The organism is Paraburkholderia phymatum STM815 (assembly GCF_000020045.1).
In the GTDB taxonomy this organism is placed as follows: Bacteria; Pseudomonadota; Gammaproteobacteria; order Burkholderiales; family Burkholderiaceae; genus Paraburkholderia; species Paraburkholderia phymatum.
In genome coordinates this window covers 3213443-3231129 of the sequence record NC_010622.1, presented here as the reverse complement: position 1 = coordinate 3231129, position 17687 = coordinate 3213443, and the positions used below count along the sequence as shown (strand labels likewise).

At 61.9% G+C, this 17687-nt stretch carries 14 protein-coding genes; 5 read left to right on the top strand and 9 right to left on the bottom strand.

Annotated features, from left to right (window positions below; all coding sequences use genetic code 11):
- Positions 1-564: 564 nt before the first annotated feature.
- The 3 genes from argC to BPHY_RS14640 form a co-directional block, all read right to left on the bottom strand.
- Positions 565-1512, bottom strand: coding sequence for an N-acetyl-gamma-glutamyl-phosphate reductase (argC, locus tag BPHY_RS14650; protein WP_012402226.1), 948 nt, complete (start codon positions 1510-1512; stop codon positions 565-567).
- 170 nt (positions 1513-1682) lie between these two features.
- On the bottom strand, positions 1683-2258 hold the full coding sequence (locus tag BPHY_RS14645) for a flavodoxin family protein (RefSeq protein ID WP_012402225.1): 576 nt from the start codon (positions 2256-2258) through the stop codon (positions 1683-1685).
- Between the two features lie 109 nt (positions 2259-2367).
- Entirely contained in the window at positions 2368-2985 is a 618-nt protein-coding gene (locus BPHY_RS14640) for a YbhB/YbcL family Raf kinase inhibitor-like protein (RefSeq protein ID WP_012402224.1), read from the bottom strand.
- A 265-nt stretch (positions 2986-3250) separates the two neighbouring features.
- Here BPHY_RS14640 and BPHY_RS14635 point away from each other — a divergent pair, with 265 nt between their 5' ends.
- Positions 3251-3958, top strand: coding sequence for a response regulator (locus BPHY_RS14635; protein ID WP_012402223.1), 708 nt, complete (start codon positions 3251-3253; stop codon positions 3956-3958).
- A 138-nt stretch (positions 3959-4096) separates the two neighbouring features.
- On the opposite strand, the gene BPHY_RS14630 is transcribed toward BPHY_RS14635, so the two are convergent.
- On the bottom strand, positions 4097-4783 hold the full coding sequence (locus BPHY_RS14630; protein WP_012402222.1) for an orotate phosphoribosyltransferase: 687 nt from the start codon (positions 4781-4783) through the stop codon (positions 4097-4099).
- A 344-nt stretch (positions 4784-5127) separates the two neighbouring features.
- Here BPHY_RS14630 and BPHY_RS14625 point away from each other — a divergent pair, with 344 nt between their 5' ends.
- Positions 5128-6360, top strand: a complete 1233-nt coding sequence (locus BPHY_RS14625) for an MFS transporter (protein ID WP_012402221.1) — start codon at positions 5128-5130, stop codon at positions 6358-6360.
- A gap of 296 nt (positions 6361-6656) precedes the next feature.
- Positions 6657-8942, top strand: a complete 2286-nt coding sequence (locus BPHY_RS14620; RefSeq protein WP_012402220.1) for an NADP-dependent malic enzyme — start codon at positions 6657-6659, stop codon at positions 8940-8942.
- Between the two features lie 72 nt (positions 8943-9014).
- On the opposite strand, the gene BPHY_RS14615 is transcribed toward BPHY_RS14620, so the two are convergent.
- Positions 9015-12617: an indolepyruvate ferredoxin oxidoreductase family protein gene (locus BPHY_RS14615; RefSeq protein ID WP_012402219.1), complete on the bottom strand. Its 3603-nt coding sequence runs from the start codon at positions 12615-12617 to the stop codon at positions 9015-9017.
- A 345-nt stretch (positions 12618-12962) separates the two neighbouring features.
- Between BPHY_RS14615 and BPHY_RS14610 the strand changes: the two genes are divergently transcribed.
- Positions 12963-13151 carry a hypothetical protein gene (locus tag BPHY_RS14610; protein WP_012402218.1) on the top strand — a complete coding sequence of 63 codons (189 nt, stop codon included), beginning with the start codon at positions 12963-12965 and terminating at the stop codon, positions 13149-13151.
- Positions 13152-13286: 135 nt separating this feature from the next.
- On the opposite strand, the gene hppD is transcribed toward BPHY_RS14610, so the two are convergent.
- Positions 13287-14384: a 4-hydroxyphenylpyruvate dioxygenase gene (gene hppD / locus BPHY_RS14605; RefSeq protein ID WP_012402217.1), complete on the bottom strand. Its 1098-nt coding sequence runs from the start codon at positions 14382-14384 to the stop codon at positions 13287-13289.
- Between the two features lie 154 nt (positions 14385-14538).
- On the opposite strand from hppD, the gene BPHY_RS14600 reads away from it, so the two are divergent.
- Positions 14539-15054 (top strand): Lrp/AsnC family transcriptional regulator, encoded by a 516-nt coding sequence (locus tag BPHY_RS14600; RefSeq protein WP_012402216.1) that lies wholly within the window; start codon positions 14539-14541, stop codon positions 15052-15054.
- Between the two features lie 95 nt (positions 15055-15149).
- On the opposite strand, the gene BPHY_RS14595 is transcribed toward BPHY_RS14600, so the two are convergent.
- From BPHY_RS14595 to BPHY_RS14585, 3 genes are all read right to left on the bottom strand, one after another.
- Entirely contained in the window at positions 15150-15815 is a 666-nt protein-coding gene (locus BPHY_RS14595) for a GNAT family N-acetyltransferase (protein ID WP_012402215.1), read from the bottom strand.
- A gap of 251 nt (positions 15816-16066) precedes the next feature.
- Positions 16067-16681, bottom strand: a complete 615-nt coding sequence (locus BPHY_RS14590) for a TetR/AcrR family transcriptional regulator (RefSeq protein ID WP_012402214.1) — start codon at positions 16679-16681, stop codon at positions 16067-16069.
- 17 nt (positions 16682-16698) lie between these two features.
- The gene (locus tag BPHY_RS14585; RefSeq protein ID WP_012402213.1) at positions 16699-17514 is read right to left on the bottom strand and encodes a DUF1835 domain-containing protein; all 816 of its coding nucleotides are present in this window, start codon (positions 17512-17514) and stop codon (positions 16699-16701) included.
- Between the last annotated feature and the right edge of the window lie 173 nt (positions 17515-17687).

Here is a 17687-nt window from a genome sequence, read left to right as displayed (position 1 = left end):
CCGCGCACGTCGCATGGTGCGAAGCAAAAAAACACGCCCAGATGGTGTGGTGCGACGTTTTGTCGCTCTTTCTCATCCCTGTACGGCGTGGAAGAGACGCTCTAATGCGGCATGTTGCAATGCACCAAGCCATTTGCTATAGTTCGTCTTGTCTCCTCCATGTCTCCTCTGATATGGATTCAGCCCGCCGCCTTGGCGGGCTTTTTTTTGCCTGGCGCTTGCCCGCTCGCCTCCGCTCAAAATTTGTATGAGCGCGAGGTACGTGATGATCGAATCCTGCGGCATGACGTGAAACCAGCCGAGCGTGACGAGGTTGTCGCCCGCTTTCGGGGCGCACGCGTCCAGCGACGCAAAGTCCCTATGCGGTAAAGACGCCTTTAAGATAAAAATGAGGCAGCAAATACCCGCGTATCAGGAGTACTCGAGATAGTCGGAACAATGAAAGGCGTTATCGCGCTTTAATAAGTCGCTTCGAATCGCGGACTGATAAGCCAAAGAAAAAGCCGGCGCGTGAATGCCGGCTTTGTCGTGTGCGGGACGGCGTGAGCCGTCGCGGGGATGCGTTTAGCGCGTGAGGCCTGCGGCTTCGTCCGCGCCGATCGCGAGGTTCATGCACTGGATCGCTGCGCCCGACGCGCCCTTGCCCAGGTTATCGAGCCGCGCGACGGTCACGAAGCGCTCTTCATTGCCGAACACGAACAGGTCGACGCGGTTGGTGTCGTTGTTCGCCTGCACGTCGAAGAAGCCGCTGTCGAGGTTGTCGTCGGCGTTGTACGGCGCAACGCGCACGAACTGCTCGCCGCCGTAATATTCGGCGAAGAGAGCCTGCACGTCTTGCGGCGTGGTCGGCTTGGCAAGCTGGCTGGGCGTGAAATACGTCGTGACGGCGAGGCCCTTGTAGAAGCTGCCGACGATCGGCGTGAAGATCGGCGCGCTTTTCAGGCCCGTGTGCGCGGCCATTTCCGGCAGATGCTTGTGGGTGAGGCCGAGTGCGTAGGGACGCGGGCTGTCGAGCTTCGGGTTACCGCCCGCTTCATAATCCGCGATCATTTTCTTGCCGCCGCCGCTGTAGCCGGTGATCGAATAGCTGTGCGCGGCGAAGTCGGCCGGCACGACGCCCGCTTCGACGAGGGGGCGCATGGCCAGTACGAACGCCGACGCATGGCAGCCCGGCACCGCGACGCGTTTGGCCGTGCGCAGGCGCTCGCGTTGCGCGCGTGTGAGTTCAGGCAGGCCGTACGCCCAGTCGGCGCTGGTGCGGAAAGCCGTGCTCGCGTCGATCAGCACCGTGCGGTCGTTCTCGACCAGCGACGCCGATTCGCGCGACGCGACGTCCGGCAGGCACAGAAACGTGACGTCGGATGCGTTGATGAGACGACGGCGCTCGTCGATATCCTTGCGCTTCGCTTCTTCGATGCGGAGGATTTCAACGTCTGCGCGCTGCGACAGGTATTCGAAGATCTTCAGGCCAGTCGTGCCTTCCTGTCCGTCGACAAAAACTTTCGTGCTCATCTCAATCTCGCTGGCTGGTAAAACGGCGGTAAAACGGGGCGCCACGGGCGCCGGAACGCTATTTTAAGACCGTGCGGCGGCGTGCGCGCGGAATCGGCAGAAAAACACGTTGCGCCGCAACAGTGACAGCGGCGTGACAGACGCGGCTCCCGGCTGCCATAACCGCGCATTTATGCTGGCTGCCCCGCCTTCCAGCGCGCCGTCACGGCAGCGATGCGCGCACCGAATACCTTCGCCGTATCCAGGTCGCCGGGTGACGGGGCTTCTTCGGGGGACGCGTCGGCGGGCGACTGCGACAGCAGTCCCGCGAAGCCGCCGACGTAGTTCAGGTCGTTGCGCGTCGCCGCCTTCGTGTTGGCGGGCATGATGCCTAGCCCAGCCCAGATCATGCTGTGCTGCATCGCGAGCGTGATCAGATACTGGATGGTCGAAAACTTGTCTCCATTCATCGTCGCAGAGTTGGTGAAACCCGCGGCGATCTTGTCTTTCCATTTTTGTCCCATCCACGGCTTCGAGCTTGCGTCGGCGAACTTCTTGAAGTCGGCGGAGGGGCCACCCATGTAGGTCGGCGCGCCGAAGATGATGGCGTCGGCCAGGTCCAGTTCGGCCCAGGCGGCGTCGTCCAGTTCGCCGACGGCGATCAGCCTTGCATCGGCGCCGCCGTCCAGCGTGCCCGCAAGCACCGCCTCCGCGAGCTTCTTCGTGTGACCGTAGCCGCTGTGATAAACGATGATGATTTTGGACATCGACAGCTCCATCGTTGCGAGAATTAACGTAAGTCTAATCAGCGAACGACGTCGCTGCTTCGGGAGTCGTGGAGAAGAGGTCACGCCGCTCCTAAAACGGCGACGAATTCTAGCGGCCGTACGTGACGATCATGCGTGCGTAGCCGAGCGTTGCAGTGCTGATTTCATGGTCGAACATCAGCGACGGCCGACCCTGCGCGAGCCTGAGATTGGACGTGTTCAGCGCATACACCGTAATCACATACCGATGCGGCTTGCCGGGCGGCGGGCACGGGCCGCCATAGCCGTCGATGTCGAAATCGTTGCGCGCCTCGACGGCGCCGAGCTTCTTAAGAAAGCCGGACGCGCTCGCGTTTTCCGGCAATCGATCGACGGTCGCGGGAATGCCCGTGACGGCCCAATGCCACCAGCCGCGTCCGGGTGCATCAGGATCGAACATCGTGACCGCAAAGCTGCGTGTGCCGTCGGGCGGGTTGTGCCAGCTAAGTTGTGGCGAACGGTTTTGCCCCTTGCAGTCGTATCGGTCGAGTACCTGCGCATTGTCCACGGTGGCGCCTGCGCGAAGGTTCGCGCTCGTGACCGTGAAGACGGTGTCTGCACGGACCGCCGAAGCGTAAGGCGCCAACAGGACGGCGACGAGCAAAGCGGCGAACATCGGCACAAAATTCAGAAACGGCTGGAACGAACGTAACGAAGCGGGCGGAACGACCGTGCAACGCAAGCGCATGTGCCGAATCTCCTGTCAGGGTCGCAAAGAATTGTCTTTACGAGGGATTGTTGTCCTTTTTAGTGCCCAAGCGACGAATCGAGTCTAACATTACATCTTATGTAGCCATTTGTGCTCGATGAGGGGCCGTTGCGGCGCGAAATCGGCTATAGTCGCTGCAGTCGTCCGCAGTTGTAAGCAAGCAGACAAGTCCGAGAAATTTAGAACTAAGAACAGTTGCATGACTGAAGTTTCGGAGCGTGGATTGTCAGTTGAAGGAAGGGCCATGCAAGATCCCATCAGGGTCGTGGTCGCCGATGACCATCCAGTAATTCTCTTTGGCGCAGAACAGGCGTTGCTCAAGTTCCAGGGCATCCGCGTGGTCGCGCGCGCAAGGCAGTCCACAGAGCTGGTGAAGATATTGCAGACGACCCCATGCGATGTGCTCGTCACCGATCTCGCCATGCCAGGCGGACAATACGGTGACGGCCTACCGTTGATCGGCTATTTGCGTCGGAATTTTCCTGACTTGCCCATAGTCGTCCTGACGATGCTCGAAAACGCCGCGTTATTGAAGCGTCTGAGCGAGCTTGGCGTGATCTCGGTCGTCAACAAGTCGGACGATCTGAGTCATATCGGCCTTGCAGTGCAGCATGTCAGCCGGCACATCGAATATATGAGTCCGTCGGTAAAGTCGGCGCTCGATACATTGCGCATGAATACGGGCGGTAAGAACGACGAAGTGATTCTTTCGAAACGTGAACTCGAGGTGGTTCGTCTATTTGTGTCCGGCATGACGATCAAGGAAATTTCCGAACAGCTGAATCGCAGCATTAAGACGATCAGTACGCAAAAGAATACTGCCATGCGCAAACTCGGGCTCGAACGGGACTCCGAACTATTTCAGTATGCGCAGAGTAACGGCTTGATGAACCTGTCTTCGTATGCGCCGGGTGCAGCAGATACGGGCACGGGGCCGACGGAAGAACGTTAGGCGTCGACAGGACAGTGACCATCAGACGCCGAAAGCTTAAGGTGCATACGCAATAAAAAACGCCGCCTGTCTTCAAGACAGGCGGCGTTTTCGTATGCAGGCCCGACTGTGCGCGAGACGCCGGTGCGGGTAGCGCGCTTATTGTGGTGCCGCCGTCGCGCCGCCATGTGCCGCTGACCACTCAGCCGGTGCATGCAGGAATTTCTCGACTTCGTCGAGCGTCTTCGTTTCAAAATAGCCCTGTTGCTTCGCGACCCGCAGCACGTCCCACCACGTGGCGAGCGCGTGCAGGTCAACGTCGATGTCCTTCAGCACGGACACGCTTTCCTTGAAGATGTTGTAGTGGAACAGCACGAAGCAGTGATTCACCTGCGCGCCCGCCGTGCGCAGCGCGTTGATGAAGTTGATCTTGCTGCGGCTGTCGGTGGTCAGGTCTTCGACCAGCAGCACGCGCTGGCCTTCCGTCAGCAGACCTTCGATCTGCGCGTTGCGGCCGAACCCCTTCGGCTTCTTGCGCACATATTGCATCGGCACCATCAGGCGGTCCGACAGCCATGCGGCGAACGGAATGCCTGCCGTTTCACCGCCGGCTACGGCGTCGATCTGCTCGTAGCCGACGTCGCGCAGGAGCGTCGCCTCCGCCATTTCCATCAGGCCGCGGCGCACGCGCGGATACGAAATCAGCTTCCGGCAGTCGATGTACACCGGGCTCGCCCAGCCGGAAGTGAAGATGTACGGTTTTTCCGCATTGAAATGCACTGCCTGGACTTCCAGCAGCATTTTGGCGGTCGTGTCGGAGATCGTCTGGCGATCGAAGCCTGTCATGGGCGAATCCTTCGGTGTGGTGAGCGGGGAGGCGGGCGCGCGGCCCGATGGCGCAGCAGGCGTAACGTTTCGCGCCCTAGTGGGCGAAACATGCCGGACGAGTCGAGAAACCGGCCGGTTTGCTGCGCGCGTAGCCCGCGATTTTACCCGATTCGGACTGTTCCCAGGGCGCAAAGCGGCGAAAGCGGTAGGCGCGACCGGGCCTTAGCCTGAGGACCGTGCATTCCGGCCTATGACTTTTGCCCGGGTTGTGACGCCCAACCGTGGCCTTTACACTCACGCCAGATTTCCCCGGAAGGCCTGACGGACGGTCTTTCGCTCCTGTCTGTATCAGGTTGCCGCCCATGAACATCGCCTCGCCTTCAAACCCCGCCGCCCAGCGCGCCCGCCCCGGCTATGCCGCGAGGGCGCTGATCGCGTCGGTGCTCGGGTATGCGATGGACGGTTTCGACCTGCTGATTTTGGGCTTCATGCTGCCCGCCATTGCCGCTGACCTGCAGCTTTCGTCGACGCAAGCTGGCTCACTGGTCACGTGGACGCTGGTCGGCGCGGTCGCGGGCGGCGTAATTTTCGGCGTGTTGAGCGACTACTTCGGGCGCGTGCGCATGCTCACGTGGACGATCTTGATCTTTGCCGTCTTCACGGGGCTATGCGCACTGGCGCAAGGCTACGGCGATCTGCTCGCGTACCGGACCATCGCAGGGATCGGGCTCGGCGGCGAGTTCGGGATCGGCATGACGCTCGTCGCGGAGGCTTGGCCGGCGGCGCAGCGGGCGCGGGCGTCGTCGTATGTGGGGCTGGGCTGGCAACTCGGCGTGCTGGCGGCGGCGCTGCTCACGCCGCTGCTGTTGCCCGTGATCGGCTGGCGCGGCATGTTCGCGTTAGGGCTGCTGCCTGCCGTCGCGTCATTTTTCGTGCGGCGGCGCGTCGAGGAGCCGGCGCTTTTCACCGAACGGGCCGCGCGCGCCGCGCCCAACGCGCCGCTCAGGCTGCTCTTCGCCGACGCCCGCACTACGCGCGCCAGTGTAGGCGTGGCAATTCTCTGTTCGGTGCAGAACTTTGGCTACTACGGCTTGATGATCTGGCTGCCGACTTACCTGTCGAAAACCTTCGGCTATTCGCTGACGCGCTCCGGACTATGGACGGCAGTCACGGTGCTCGGCATGGCGGCCGGCATCTGGCTGTTCGGTATCGCGGCCGACCGCTTCGGCCGCAAGCCGGCCTTTCTGTTCTATCAGGCGGGTGCCGTCGTGATGGTGTTCGTCTATTCGCAATTGGGCACGCCGATCGCGCTGCTGATCGGCGGCGCGGTGATGGGCATGTTTGTGAACGGCATGATCGGCGGCTACGGCGCGCTGATCTCCGAGCTGTATCCGACCGGGGCCCGCGCGACGGCGCAAAACGTACTGTTCAACATCGGCCGCGCGGTCGGCGGTTTCGGGCCCGTGGCGGTGGGCGCGCTGGCAGCGCAGTTTTCGTTTGCGGCGGCGCTCGGCGTGCTCGCATCGATCTACGTGCTCGACATCCTCGCGACGCTCTTTCTGATTCCTGAACGCCGCGGCGCAGCGCTCGAATAACGCTCGCCGCGGCTCGACGACAAGTCGCGTGGAAGTGCTTTCATGTCGCGTTGCAGCAAGACTGGCGCGGCTCCGGCTTATCCGTTCGGTACAAAACCTGCCCCCCGAAGTGACCCATCCGGGGTGTACACTAACCGACCCGAAAAAGCTCAGCGCCGCCCGCTTTCCGCTGAGGTTTGACGCCGCGCCCAACCGGCGCCCGCGAGAATCGCCGCCGTCGAGCATCCCGTCGACATTGGCCAGCGCAGCACGTGACATTGAGCCGGGCCCAATTATTAACGTCTCGCAGGTTAAAAATGGACGAACAACTGAAGCAAAGCGCTCTCGCATATCACCAGAATCCGAAGCCTGGCAAGATTTCGGTCACCCCGACCAAGCCGCTTTCGAACCAGCTGGACCTGTCGCTGGCATATTCGCCGGGTGTCGCGGCGGCGTGCATGGCCATCTACGACGAACCGCTCGACGCGCAAAAGTACACCTCGCGCGGCAACCTGGTTGGCGTGATCACGAACGGCACGGCTGTGCTGGGCCTTGGCAACATCGGGCCGCTCGCCGCGAAGCCGGTGATGGAAGGCAAGGGCTGTCTCTTCAAGAAATTTGCCGGCATCGACGTGTTCGATATCGAACTAAGCGAGTCGGATCCCGACAAGCTCGTCGAAGCGATCGCGATGCTGGAGCCGACGCTCGGCGGCATCAATCTCGAAGACATCAAGGCGCCCGAATGCTTCTACATCGAAAAGAAGCTGCGCGAGCGCATGAAGATCCCCGTTTTCCACGACGATCAGCACGGTACGGCGATCATCGCCTCGGCGGCGATTCTCAACGGGCTGAAGGTGGTCGGCAAGAAGCTGGAAGACATCAAGCTGGTGTGCTCGGGCGCGGGTGCCGCGGCCATCGCGTGTCTGGACCTGCTCGTGCATCTGGGCCTGAAGAAGTCGAACACGCTGGTGGTCGATTCGAAGGGCGTAATCTACGAAGGCCGCGGAAATCTTGACGCGTCGAAAGAGCGCTACCAGGCGAGCACCGACGCGCGCACACTCGGCGACGCAATGCACGGCTGCGACGTGTTCCTCGGCTGTTCGAGCGCTGGCGTGCTGAAGCCGGAAATGGTCACGACGATGGCCGACAAACCGCTGATTCTCGCGCTTGCGAACCCCGAGCCGGAAATCCGCCCGGAAGAAGCGAAGAAGGTGCGTCCGGATGCGATCATCGCGACGGGCCGTTCGGACTATCCGAACCAGGTCAACAACGTGCTGTGCTTCCCGTTCATCTTCCGCGGCGCGCTGGACGTGGGCGCGACGACGATCACGGAAGAGATGAAGCTCGCGTGCGTGCGCGCGATCGCCGAACTTGCGGAAGAAACCGATCAGGGCGATGAAGTCGCGAAGGCGTACGAAGGCCACTCGCTCGAATTCGGCCCCGATTACCTGATTCCGAAGCCTTTCGACCCGCGTCTGATCATCAAGATCGCGCCCGCCGTCGCACAAGCCGCGATGGATTCGGGCGTCGCCACGCGTCCGATTCAGGACATGGACGCGTATCGCGAGCAACTCGGTGCGACCGTCTACCGCACGGGCATGGTGATGCGCCCCGTGTTCGCGGCAGCGAAGGCGCAACCGGCGCGCATCGTGTTCGCGGAAGGCGAAGACGAGCGCGTGCTGCGCGCGGCGCAATTCGTGCTGCTCGAGAAGATCGCAAAGCCTATTCTCGTCGGCCGTCCGAGCGTGATTGAGATGCGTCTGAAGAAGATGGGCTCGAAGCTCAAGTGCGGCGAGGATGTCGAGATCGTCAATCCGGAAGACGATCCGCGCTATCAGAAGAGCTGGCAGGCGTATCACGAGATCGGCGCGCGCGAAGGCGTGACGCCGGAAGTCGCGAAGGCCGCGATGCGCAAGTTCAACACGCTGATCGGCGCGATTCTCGTGCATCTCGGCGACGCGGACGGCATGATCTGCGGTCTGATCGATACCTATCACGAGCATCTGAAATTCGTCGAGCAGGTGCTGGGCAAGGCCGCGAATGTCGACAACTTCGCCGCGATGAACCTGCTGATGCTGCCGGGCCGCAACCTGTTCATCAGCGACACCTACGTCAACGAAGTGCCGACGGCCGAACAGCTCGCCGACATGACGATTCTCGCCGCGCGCGAAATCGAAAAGTTCGGCATCGTGCCGAAGGTCGCGCTGCTGTCTAACTCGAACTTCGGCAGCATTCCTTCGTCCTCGGCGGCCCGCATGGCGCAGGCGCGCAAACTGATCGCCGCGCGCGCACCGCATCTCGAAGTGGACGGCGAAATGCACGGCGACGCGGCGCTGTCGGAAGCGGTGCGCAAGGCAGCATTCCCCGGCACGACGCTGACGGGCGAAGCGAACCTGCTGATCATGCCGAACGTCGAAGCGGCAAACATCACCTACAACCTGCTGAAGATGATCGGCGGCGAAGGCGTGACTGTGGGTCCCTTCCTGCTCGGCGCTGCGAAGCCGGTGCACATCCTGACGCCGGCTGCGACCGTGCGCCGGATCATCAACATGACGGCTGTCGCTTCGGCGAACGCCAGCGTGGATCGTCAGGCCGCGAAGTGAGCGTGCCTCCGGCGCGATGACGTGAAAAAGGGCACCGCAAGGCGCCCTTTTTCTTTGCCACAACCAACGGCGCTATGCCACGTGCCGCTCGGCGCCACCCTCGGGTGCGCGCCACTTCGCGAGCAACGATGCCCACTTCGCCCGCACGCTCTTCAGATTGTTGTCCTTCACGTGACCGTATCCGCGGATGCCGTCCGGCAGATTCGCGAGCTCGATCGCAAGTGCGCGCTTCTCGGCCGTCAATCCGCCGATCAGCTCACGCACCAGCACCTCATACTCGACGATCAACGCGCGTTCGGTGCGGCGCTCCTCCGTCTTGCCGAACATGTCGAGCGCCGTGCCACGCAGGAACTTCATCTTCGCAAGCACGTGCATCGCGTTGAGCATCCACGGGCCGTATTGCTTTTTCACCAGATGGCCGTGCGTATCCTTCGTCGCGGTGGCGGGCGGCGCGAGGTGGAACCTCAGTTTCCAGTCGCCTTCGAAATTTGCCTTGAGCTTCTCGATGAACGCCGGGTCCGAATAAAGGCGCGCGACCTCGTACTCGTCCTTGTACGCCATCAGCTTGTGCAGATTCTTCGCGACGGCTTCTGTCAGCGGCATCTGGCCGTCGGCGGCACCGAGCTTCGTTTCTGCTGCGCGCACTTCCTCGACCAGCTTGCGATAGCGCGTTGCGTACGCGTCGTTCTGATATGCGACGAGATACTGCGCTCGCTTGTCGATCAGCGTGTCGAGCGCCTTCGGTGTGTGCAGCGAGACGATCTTGCTGCCTGCGGCATTCGTATTGCCATCGTCCGTGCCATCTTGCAGGTTCGCGAGCTTGCGGACGGCCGCGAGGTCGTGCGCCGCGCGGCGGCCCCATTCGAAGGCCGCGCGATTCTTCTCGACCTGGACCGCGTTCAATTCGATTGCGCGAATCAGCGACTCATGCGTCAGCGGCAGCCAGCCTTTCTGCCATGCGTAACCGAGCACGAACGGGTTCGTGTAGATCGCGTCGCCTAGCAGTGCGACGGCAAAACGGTTCGCGTCGACGGCCGAGACGCTGTCGTCGCCTGCCGCGGCACGGATGTCCGCGTCGGCGCTTGCGCCCGGGAAGCGCCAATTCGGATTCTTGATGAACTCAGCCGTCGGCGTAGGCGCGCTGTTCAGCACGACACGTGTGCGGCCGCTCTGCATCCGCGACACACATTCGTCGCTGGCCGTCACGATCGAATCGCAGCCGATCACCAGATTCGCTTCGCCCATCGCGATGCGCGTTGCGTGGATGTCGGCGGGCTGGTTTGCGATCTGCACGTGACTCATCACGGCGCCGCCCTTTTGCGCGAGACCCGTCACATCGAGCACGGTGACGCCCTTGCTTTCGAGGTGCGCGGCCATGCCGAGCAGCGCGCCGATCGTCACGACGCCCGTGCCGCCGACGCCCGTCACCAGTACGCCATACGGCTGCGTGATCGCCGGAATCTCCGGATCGGGCACGGGCGGCACCGCTTCGCTCGCGAGGCCCGATGCCTTTGGCTTGCGCAACTGACCGCCTTCTACCGTCACGAAGCTCGGGCAAAAACCCTTCAGGCACGAGTAGTCCTTGTTGCAGGTCGACTGGTTGATCTGCCGCTTCGTGCCGTACTCGGTTTCGAGCGGCTCAACGGACAGACAGTTCGACTGCACCGAGCAATCGCCGCAGCCTTCGCAGACTGCCTCGTTGATTACGACGCGCTTCGCCGGATCGGGATACGCGCCGCGTTTGCGGCGGCGGCGCTTTTCGGTTGCGCAGGTCTGGTCGTAGATCAGGATCGTCGTGCCTTCGATATCGCGCAGTTCGCGCTGCACGTCATCGAGTTTGTCGCGATGATGAATGTCGATGCCGGGCGCGAGGCCGACGTTGGCGTCGTACTTTTGTGGCTCGTCGGTGACGATCACGATCTTCTTCGCACCTTCGGCGGCGAGTTGATGCGTGATCTGCGGCACGGTCAGGGTGCCGTCGACGGGCTGGCCGCCCGTCATTGCGACGGCATCGTTGTAGAGAATCTTGTACGTGATGTTGGCCTTCGACGCGATCGCCGCGCGGATCGCCAGCAGGCCCGAGTGGAAGTACGTGCCGTCGCCGAGATTGGCGAACACGTGCTTGTCGTTCGTGAAGGGCGCCTGGCCGACCCACGCGACACCTTCGCCTCCCATCTGGCTGAAGGTGCTCGTGCTGCGGTCCATCCACACGGTCATATAGTGGCATCCGATACCCGCCATCGCACGCGAGCCTTCTGGCACGTTCGTCGACGTGTTGTGCGGACAGCCTGAGCAGAACCACGGTTTGCGCTCAATCGCCACTTTGGGACGCGCCAGCGCCTTTTCCTTCGCTTCGATCACCGCGATGCGTGCGGCAATGCGCGCGCGCACGTCGGACGGCAGGTCGAACTTGTCGAGCCGGGTCGCGATGGCCTTCGCGATCAGCGCGGGCGACAACTCGTAGTGCGCGGGCAGCAGCCAGTTGCCCATCGGCACTGACCATTCGCCGCCTGCGCCATCCTTCTCGTCGAACTTGCCGAACACGCGCGGACGCTGCGCGTCGGGCCAGTTGTACAGCTCTTCCTTGATCGCGTACTCGAGAATCTGCCGCTTCTCTTCGACCACGAGAATTTCCTGCAGCTCGCGCGCGAAAGCCTGCGCGCCTTGCGCTTCGAGCGGCCACACGCAGCCCACCTTGTAGAGGCGAATGCCGATGCGCGAGCAGGTTTCGTCATCGAGGCCAAGATCGGTCAGCGCCTGGCGTACATCGAGATATGCCTTGCCGCCCGTGATAATGCCGAAGCGCGCGTGCGGCGAGTCGATCTCGACGCGGTCGAGCTTGTTCGCACGCACATAGGCAAGCCCCGCGTACCACTTGTAGTCGAGCAGCCGTGCTTCCTGCACGAGCGGCGGATCGGGCCAGCGGATGTTGAGACCGCCTTCGGGCATCGCGAAGTCGGCGGGCAGTATGATCTGTGTGCGGTGCGGATCGATATCGACGGAAGCCGACGACTCGACCACGTCGGTCACGCACTTCATCGCGACCCACAGGCCGGAGTAGCGGCTCATCGCCCAGCCGTGCAGGCCGAAGTCCAGGTATTCCTGCACGTTCGATGGAAACAGCACGGGCAGGCCGCAGGCCTTGAACAGGTGTTCGGACTGGTGTGCGAGCGTCGACGATTTCGCCGCGTGGTCGTCGCCGGCCAGCACGAGCACGCCGCCGTGACGCGACGAGCCGGCCGAATTGCCGTGCTTGAACACGTCGCCCGAGCGGTCGACGCCGGGGCCTTTGCCATACCACATCGAGAACACGCCGTCGTATTTGGCGCTCGGATAGAGGTTCACCTGCTGCGAGCCCCAGACGGCCGTGGCCGCGAGGTCTTCGTTGACGCCTGGCTGGAACACGACCTGGTGCGCGGCGAGATGCTTCTTCGCTTTCCACAGCGACAGGTCGAGACCGCCGAGCGGCGACCCGCGATAGCCCGAGATGAACCCGGCTGTATTGAGCCCGGCGGCCCGGTCGCGTTCCTGTTGCAGCATCGGCAGGCGGACCAGCGCCTGGATGCCGCTCATGTACGCGCGGCCGCGTTCGAGCGTGTATTTGTCGTCGAGCGTGACGGAACTCAACGCTGCCTCGAGCGAGGCTCGCTGGCCAACGTCTAGCGGGGCATTCATTATGTGTACTCCTCCATCCAGTCTGGGATCACCAAAAACTGATTGGCGTTGGCATCTTGTGGATGCTTCGGCCGGGGTCGCCATGTTGACGGCTTTTTTGCGATGGTAGCACTGGTAAAAACCCGGCGCCTATCGTCGAAAACACCACAATGCGGGGTGTAACACGGTCGAAAATGTCAGCCCGATGACCTCTCGCTAACTTTTTCGTGTGTCACTGTTACAGGGTGTAAAAGCGTGAAACACGCGGAACCGGTCCAGAAATGACGGTCTAAACTCCCCACTTGCATGAATCGCAACGTTCCGCATGCTGCGGAGCTTCGCTGTGCAGTCGAAAAAGGAGTACGCATGAACACGAAACACATCCAGACCTTCCTGATGGTCTCGGCAGCATTTTTCGCGATGAACGCACCGATGCGCCCCAACGGCGCCAGCGCGCTCGCGAATGCTGTCACGCGCACCACGCAGGTCGCGGCGACGACGGTCGCCCTGAACCAGCGGCGCTCGTCCGAAGAAGACACGGAGCAGCGTGGCTGACGCGCTCGGATTGACGTAACCGTTGAGAGCTGGCTCACCAAGGAGCGCTCTTCCGAACAGAAAAGGCGAGGATCGAATCGGTCCTCGCCTTTTTCTTTGCCACCTTAAACGTCCTGGCGCGCGTCCTGGCGCGCGTTAAGCCTTGTCTTGCACGACACCGCGACGAATCTGATCCAGATCGATCGATTCGAACAGCGCCTTGAAGTTGCCTTCGCCGAATCCCTGATTACCCTTGCGCTGGATGATCTCGAAGAAGATCGGTCCGATCTGGTTCTCAGTGAATATCTGCAGTAACAGGTCTTCGCGTGCGCCGTCGATCAGGATTTTGCGCTTGCGCAGTTCTTCGAGCGGCTCGCCGTGGTTCGGCACGCGGCGGTCGACGAGCTCATAGTACGTGTCGATGGTGTCGAGCAGCGTGATCTTCGAGTTGCGCAGGCCGTCGACCGTCCGGTAGATGTCGTTCGTACCGAGCGCGATGTGCTGGATGCCCTCGCCATGATACGCGTCGAGATATTCCTGAATCTGGCCGGCTGTTTCCGAGCCTTCCTCGTTGATCGGAATGCGGATCTTGCCGCACGGCGACGTCATTGCCTTCGACTTCACGCCCGTCACCTTGCCTTCGATATCGAAGTAGCGCACTTCGCGGAAATTGAACAGGCGCTCGTAGAACTCGGCCCACTCGTGCATACGGCCGCGATGGACGTTGTGCGTGAGGTGATCGATATAGGTGAGGCCGTGCCCGGTCGGATTAGCATTCGCGCCCGGGATTGGCTCGAAATCGACATCATAGATGCTGATGTTGCCGATGCTGTTCGGCGCCGCGCCGTTCTTGCCGCGCCAGCGGTCGACGAAATAGATCAGCGAATCGCCGATGCCCTTGATGGCGGGAATGTTCAGTTCCATCGGGCCCGTCTTGTTATCGAATCCCCAAGCGCCGAGGTCGAGTGCTCGCCTGTAGGCCTTCGCCGCGTCCTGCACGCGGAACGCGATCGCGCAGATCGACGGGCCGTGCAGGCGGGCAAAACGTTGCGCGAACGAGTCCGGCTCGGCGTTCACGATGAAGTTGATGTCGCCCTGGCGGTACAACGTCACGTCCTTGTGCCGATGCTTCGCGATCGCCGTGAAGCCCATCTGCTCGAACAACTTGCCGAGCGCCACGGGGTCCGGCGCAGTGTATTCGATGAATTCGAAGCCGTCGGTGCCGACGGGATTCTCCCAGGTTGAAACCTTCATGTCTGTCTCCTGAATGGCGAGGTCCGCTTCGCTTTGCGCGAGCCGATGAAGAACAGTGTAGTTGCCGGTTCGGGAAGAAAACTTGCGAATTTTCTCGCGTCGCACTAGCCTTCAGCTATTTTCTTGCGCACAGTGGGGCTCTCAGTGGCAGAACATGGCTGAAATAGAGATAGATGCAATCGACCGGCGCATTCTCGCGATCCTTCAGGAGAATGGGCGGCTGTCGAATCAGGAGATCGCGGAGCGGGTGAACCTGTCGCCGAGTCCGTGTCTGCGTCGGATCCGCCGGCTGGAGGAAATCGGCGTGATCCGCGGTTACGTCGCGCTGCTGGATTCGCAGATGCTCGGGCTCGACCTGCTCGCGTACGTGAATGTGCGCCTCGAGAAGCGCGGCGGCCCCGCGCTCAGTGCACGCGCGGACGGCACGCCGGGGCGCGCGGGCGCGACGCACTCGGAATTGTTCCGTGTGGCCGTGCAGGGCTGGCCCGAGGTGGTCGCTTGCTATGCGATGACGGGCGATATGGACTATCTGCTGCGCGTGCAGGTGCGTGACATGGCGCATTTCTCGCGCTTCGTGCAGGACCACTTGCTGCGGCATCCTTCCGTGATCGACGTGAAGTCGAGCTTTTCGCTGGAGAAGTTCAAGGAGACGACCGCGTTGCCGCTGTGAGTCGAGCGTGCAGCGCTTCGTCAGGCGTGCGGGCAAACAAAAAGGGCGGCTCCTTGAAGAGCCGCCCTTTTTGGTGTTTGTCGTTTTGCCGCCGCTTATGCGGCGATCGCCGTCGGAATGAACGATTCGATCAGCTTCGACGTGCTGCGCGCCTGACGCTTGAGCACATAGTCGAACACGGCGGCCTGTTCCTGCAGCATCTCCGAGATGATGCTGTTCTGGTCCGCGGGCGCCAGAGTCAGATATGCGTCCGCTTCGCCGTACGCGTATTCGATCTTCATGCCTGCCTTCTTGGCGATATGCATCATTGTCGTGTTGCGCGACAGGCAGTGAATATACAGCGACGTGACGTGCGTGTTGCGGCTGCGGATGGCGGCGCGCTCGAACAGCTTCGTGCCGATGCCTTGCCCACGCACGCTTTCCGATACCGATACACCGAATTCAGCCGTGCGTGTGCCGCCTTCGGCTGGCAGATAAGCGAGATGCCCGACGCCCACCAGTTGCAGATGACGGTCGAACACGCCGAACACCGTGTCGCGGCCGAAATCCAACGTGCGCACGTAGTTTTCGATGACGTGATCCGGCGTGACCTGGCCGAAGCGCAGCAGACGATCGTCTTCGCCAAGTTCGAGGAAGTGGGCGAGCAGACGCTGACGGTCTTTTTCGCCGAGTTCCCGGACCAGAACAGGCGCGCGACCGGCGACGTTCAACAAGCGATCGACAGCGATCGGCTCAGCGGCGCGGACAGTTTGCTCGGTCATGGTGGGTTCTCCTATAGCAGGCGGCATGATGCACCGCAAAAAGCATTCTAATGGAAAACCCGATGTCTCACTAGGGAAAACCCTGTGATGATCGGAGTCTGTAGTCTAAAAATATGCGCGCTATCGCCTATCTATTTGAATCTAAATAGATAATTATAGAATGGTCGTGCGATGTCGATGCGTCGCCTTGTCGCAACGTCGGCACGCTAGTTGCTGCGCAACAGCATCGATTCGCCGCCGAGCGCCGAACGTCACCTTGGCGAGGTCGACGCGAGCAGTCCGTGGTTCACCATGTCGACCACCTGCTCCGCGAATTCCCGATAACCCATCCGGCCGCCTGGCTTCAGCCAGGTGAACGTCCAGTTGATCATCCCGAAAACCATCATCGTGAGGGCCGTCTGATTGTCGCGCGACACGCGGTCGGGGTATGCACGCGCCAGTTGCCGCGAAAATGCGGCGACGACGTCGCGCTGACGGTTCAGGATGATTTCGCGCTGAGATTCCACGAGATATTTGACGTCATTGAGCAGCGCGACGTGCCGGCTGTGCGATGTCTCGTACTCGGACAGGAACGCGCGAATCAGCTCGGCGAACGTCTCCCGTTCGGTGAGTCCGCGCCGCTGGCTCGCCCCTTCTACCTCGGCAATGATGAGCATCAGTCGCTTCGTGTAGCGGTCAAGCAGGTCGAACAGAATTGCTTCCTTGCTCTCGTAGTAGTGATAGAGACGCGCTTTCGACGTGCCGCTTGCCGCGGCCAGATCGGCCATCGACGTGCTGGGATAGCTCGTTTGAGCAAATTTTGCGGCGGCCAGTTCGAGGATCTGGTCGCGTTGACTCTCGTGGTCGGGGGCTCGTGTGCGGGCCATGATTGTTCTGGTTAATGTCAAACAGGAGAACGCGCTGCAGGCGCGAAATTCGTTTCCAGCGAGCGCCATGTCTGCGTCTGTCCGCGCAATTGCAGCTGGCCCGCGGCGGCGAGTTCGCGCAGGCGCCACAGCACGAGGCGGTCGCTGACCAGCAAGCCGTTATCTGCCGCCATCAAATGGGCGGCGACACGCCCCGCCGACTGCCAGCCGTCGACGGCATGCTCGAAGAGTAGCGCGTCCAGCTCGGCAAACATTCCGCTTGTAAATGTGTCGTCGCGCCAGCGGCGTAGTTCCGCGTTCGCGAGTTTTACTTCCTGCCACTCGAGCGCGAGCCGGCCAATGCGCAGCGCGGAGATCGGCGCGGCAGCCGGCAGGTGCTTCAGCAGCAGATCGGCCGCAAACATGCCGACGGAGGTAGCCTGATCGCGACGGCGCAGCGGGGCGCTGGCTTCGCCCGTCAGATCGTCGATCGACAGGCGTACTTCATTGAGCCGCAGTGGCATGTCCTGCAGATGAAAGCACACCCGGCGCAGCGTCAGTTGATCAGCGGCACTCTGGCCGTGCCACACAAGCACGTGCGCCGTCCCGTCCACCACAGCTTTCAAGTCGGCTGCCTGCGCGACGAACTCGCCGAAGAAGTCGCGCGCGTCGTCACCGCTGACCTGTCGCCAGAAGTCGGCGCGAACCTGCGGCGTGTCGTCGATGCCCTGCAACGGTCCGACGGCCAGGTCGTCGCGCAGAGCCAGCACGGCTTCACGCCGCCCGGCCTGGACGAGCGCCTTGCGCAGAGAGTCGGCGGCAACGTCGCCGTTGGTGATATGGATCGTGCTCATTGTGATTGTCGCGCTCGAGCGTCCGTCGAGCCCGGTCGAAACGCTGTTCGACCAGGAAACAGAAAGGGCCGCTCGCAGCAGGAACATCCTTCCTGTAGCGAGCGGCCCCTAGTGTAAGCGGATCGCGTGTATGTCGAAAGCGACGACGCGCAGATACCGTGCATGGCGTGCGG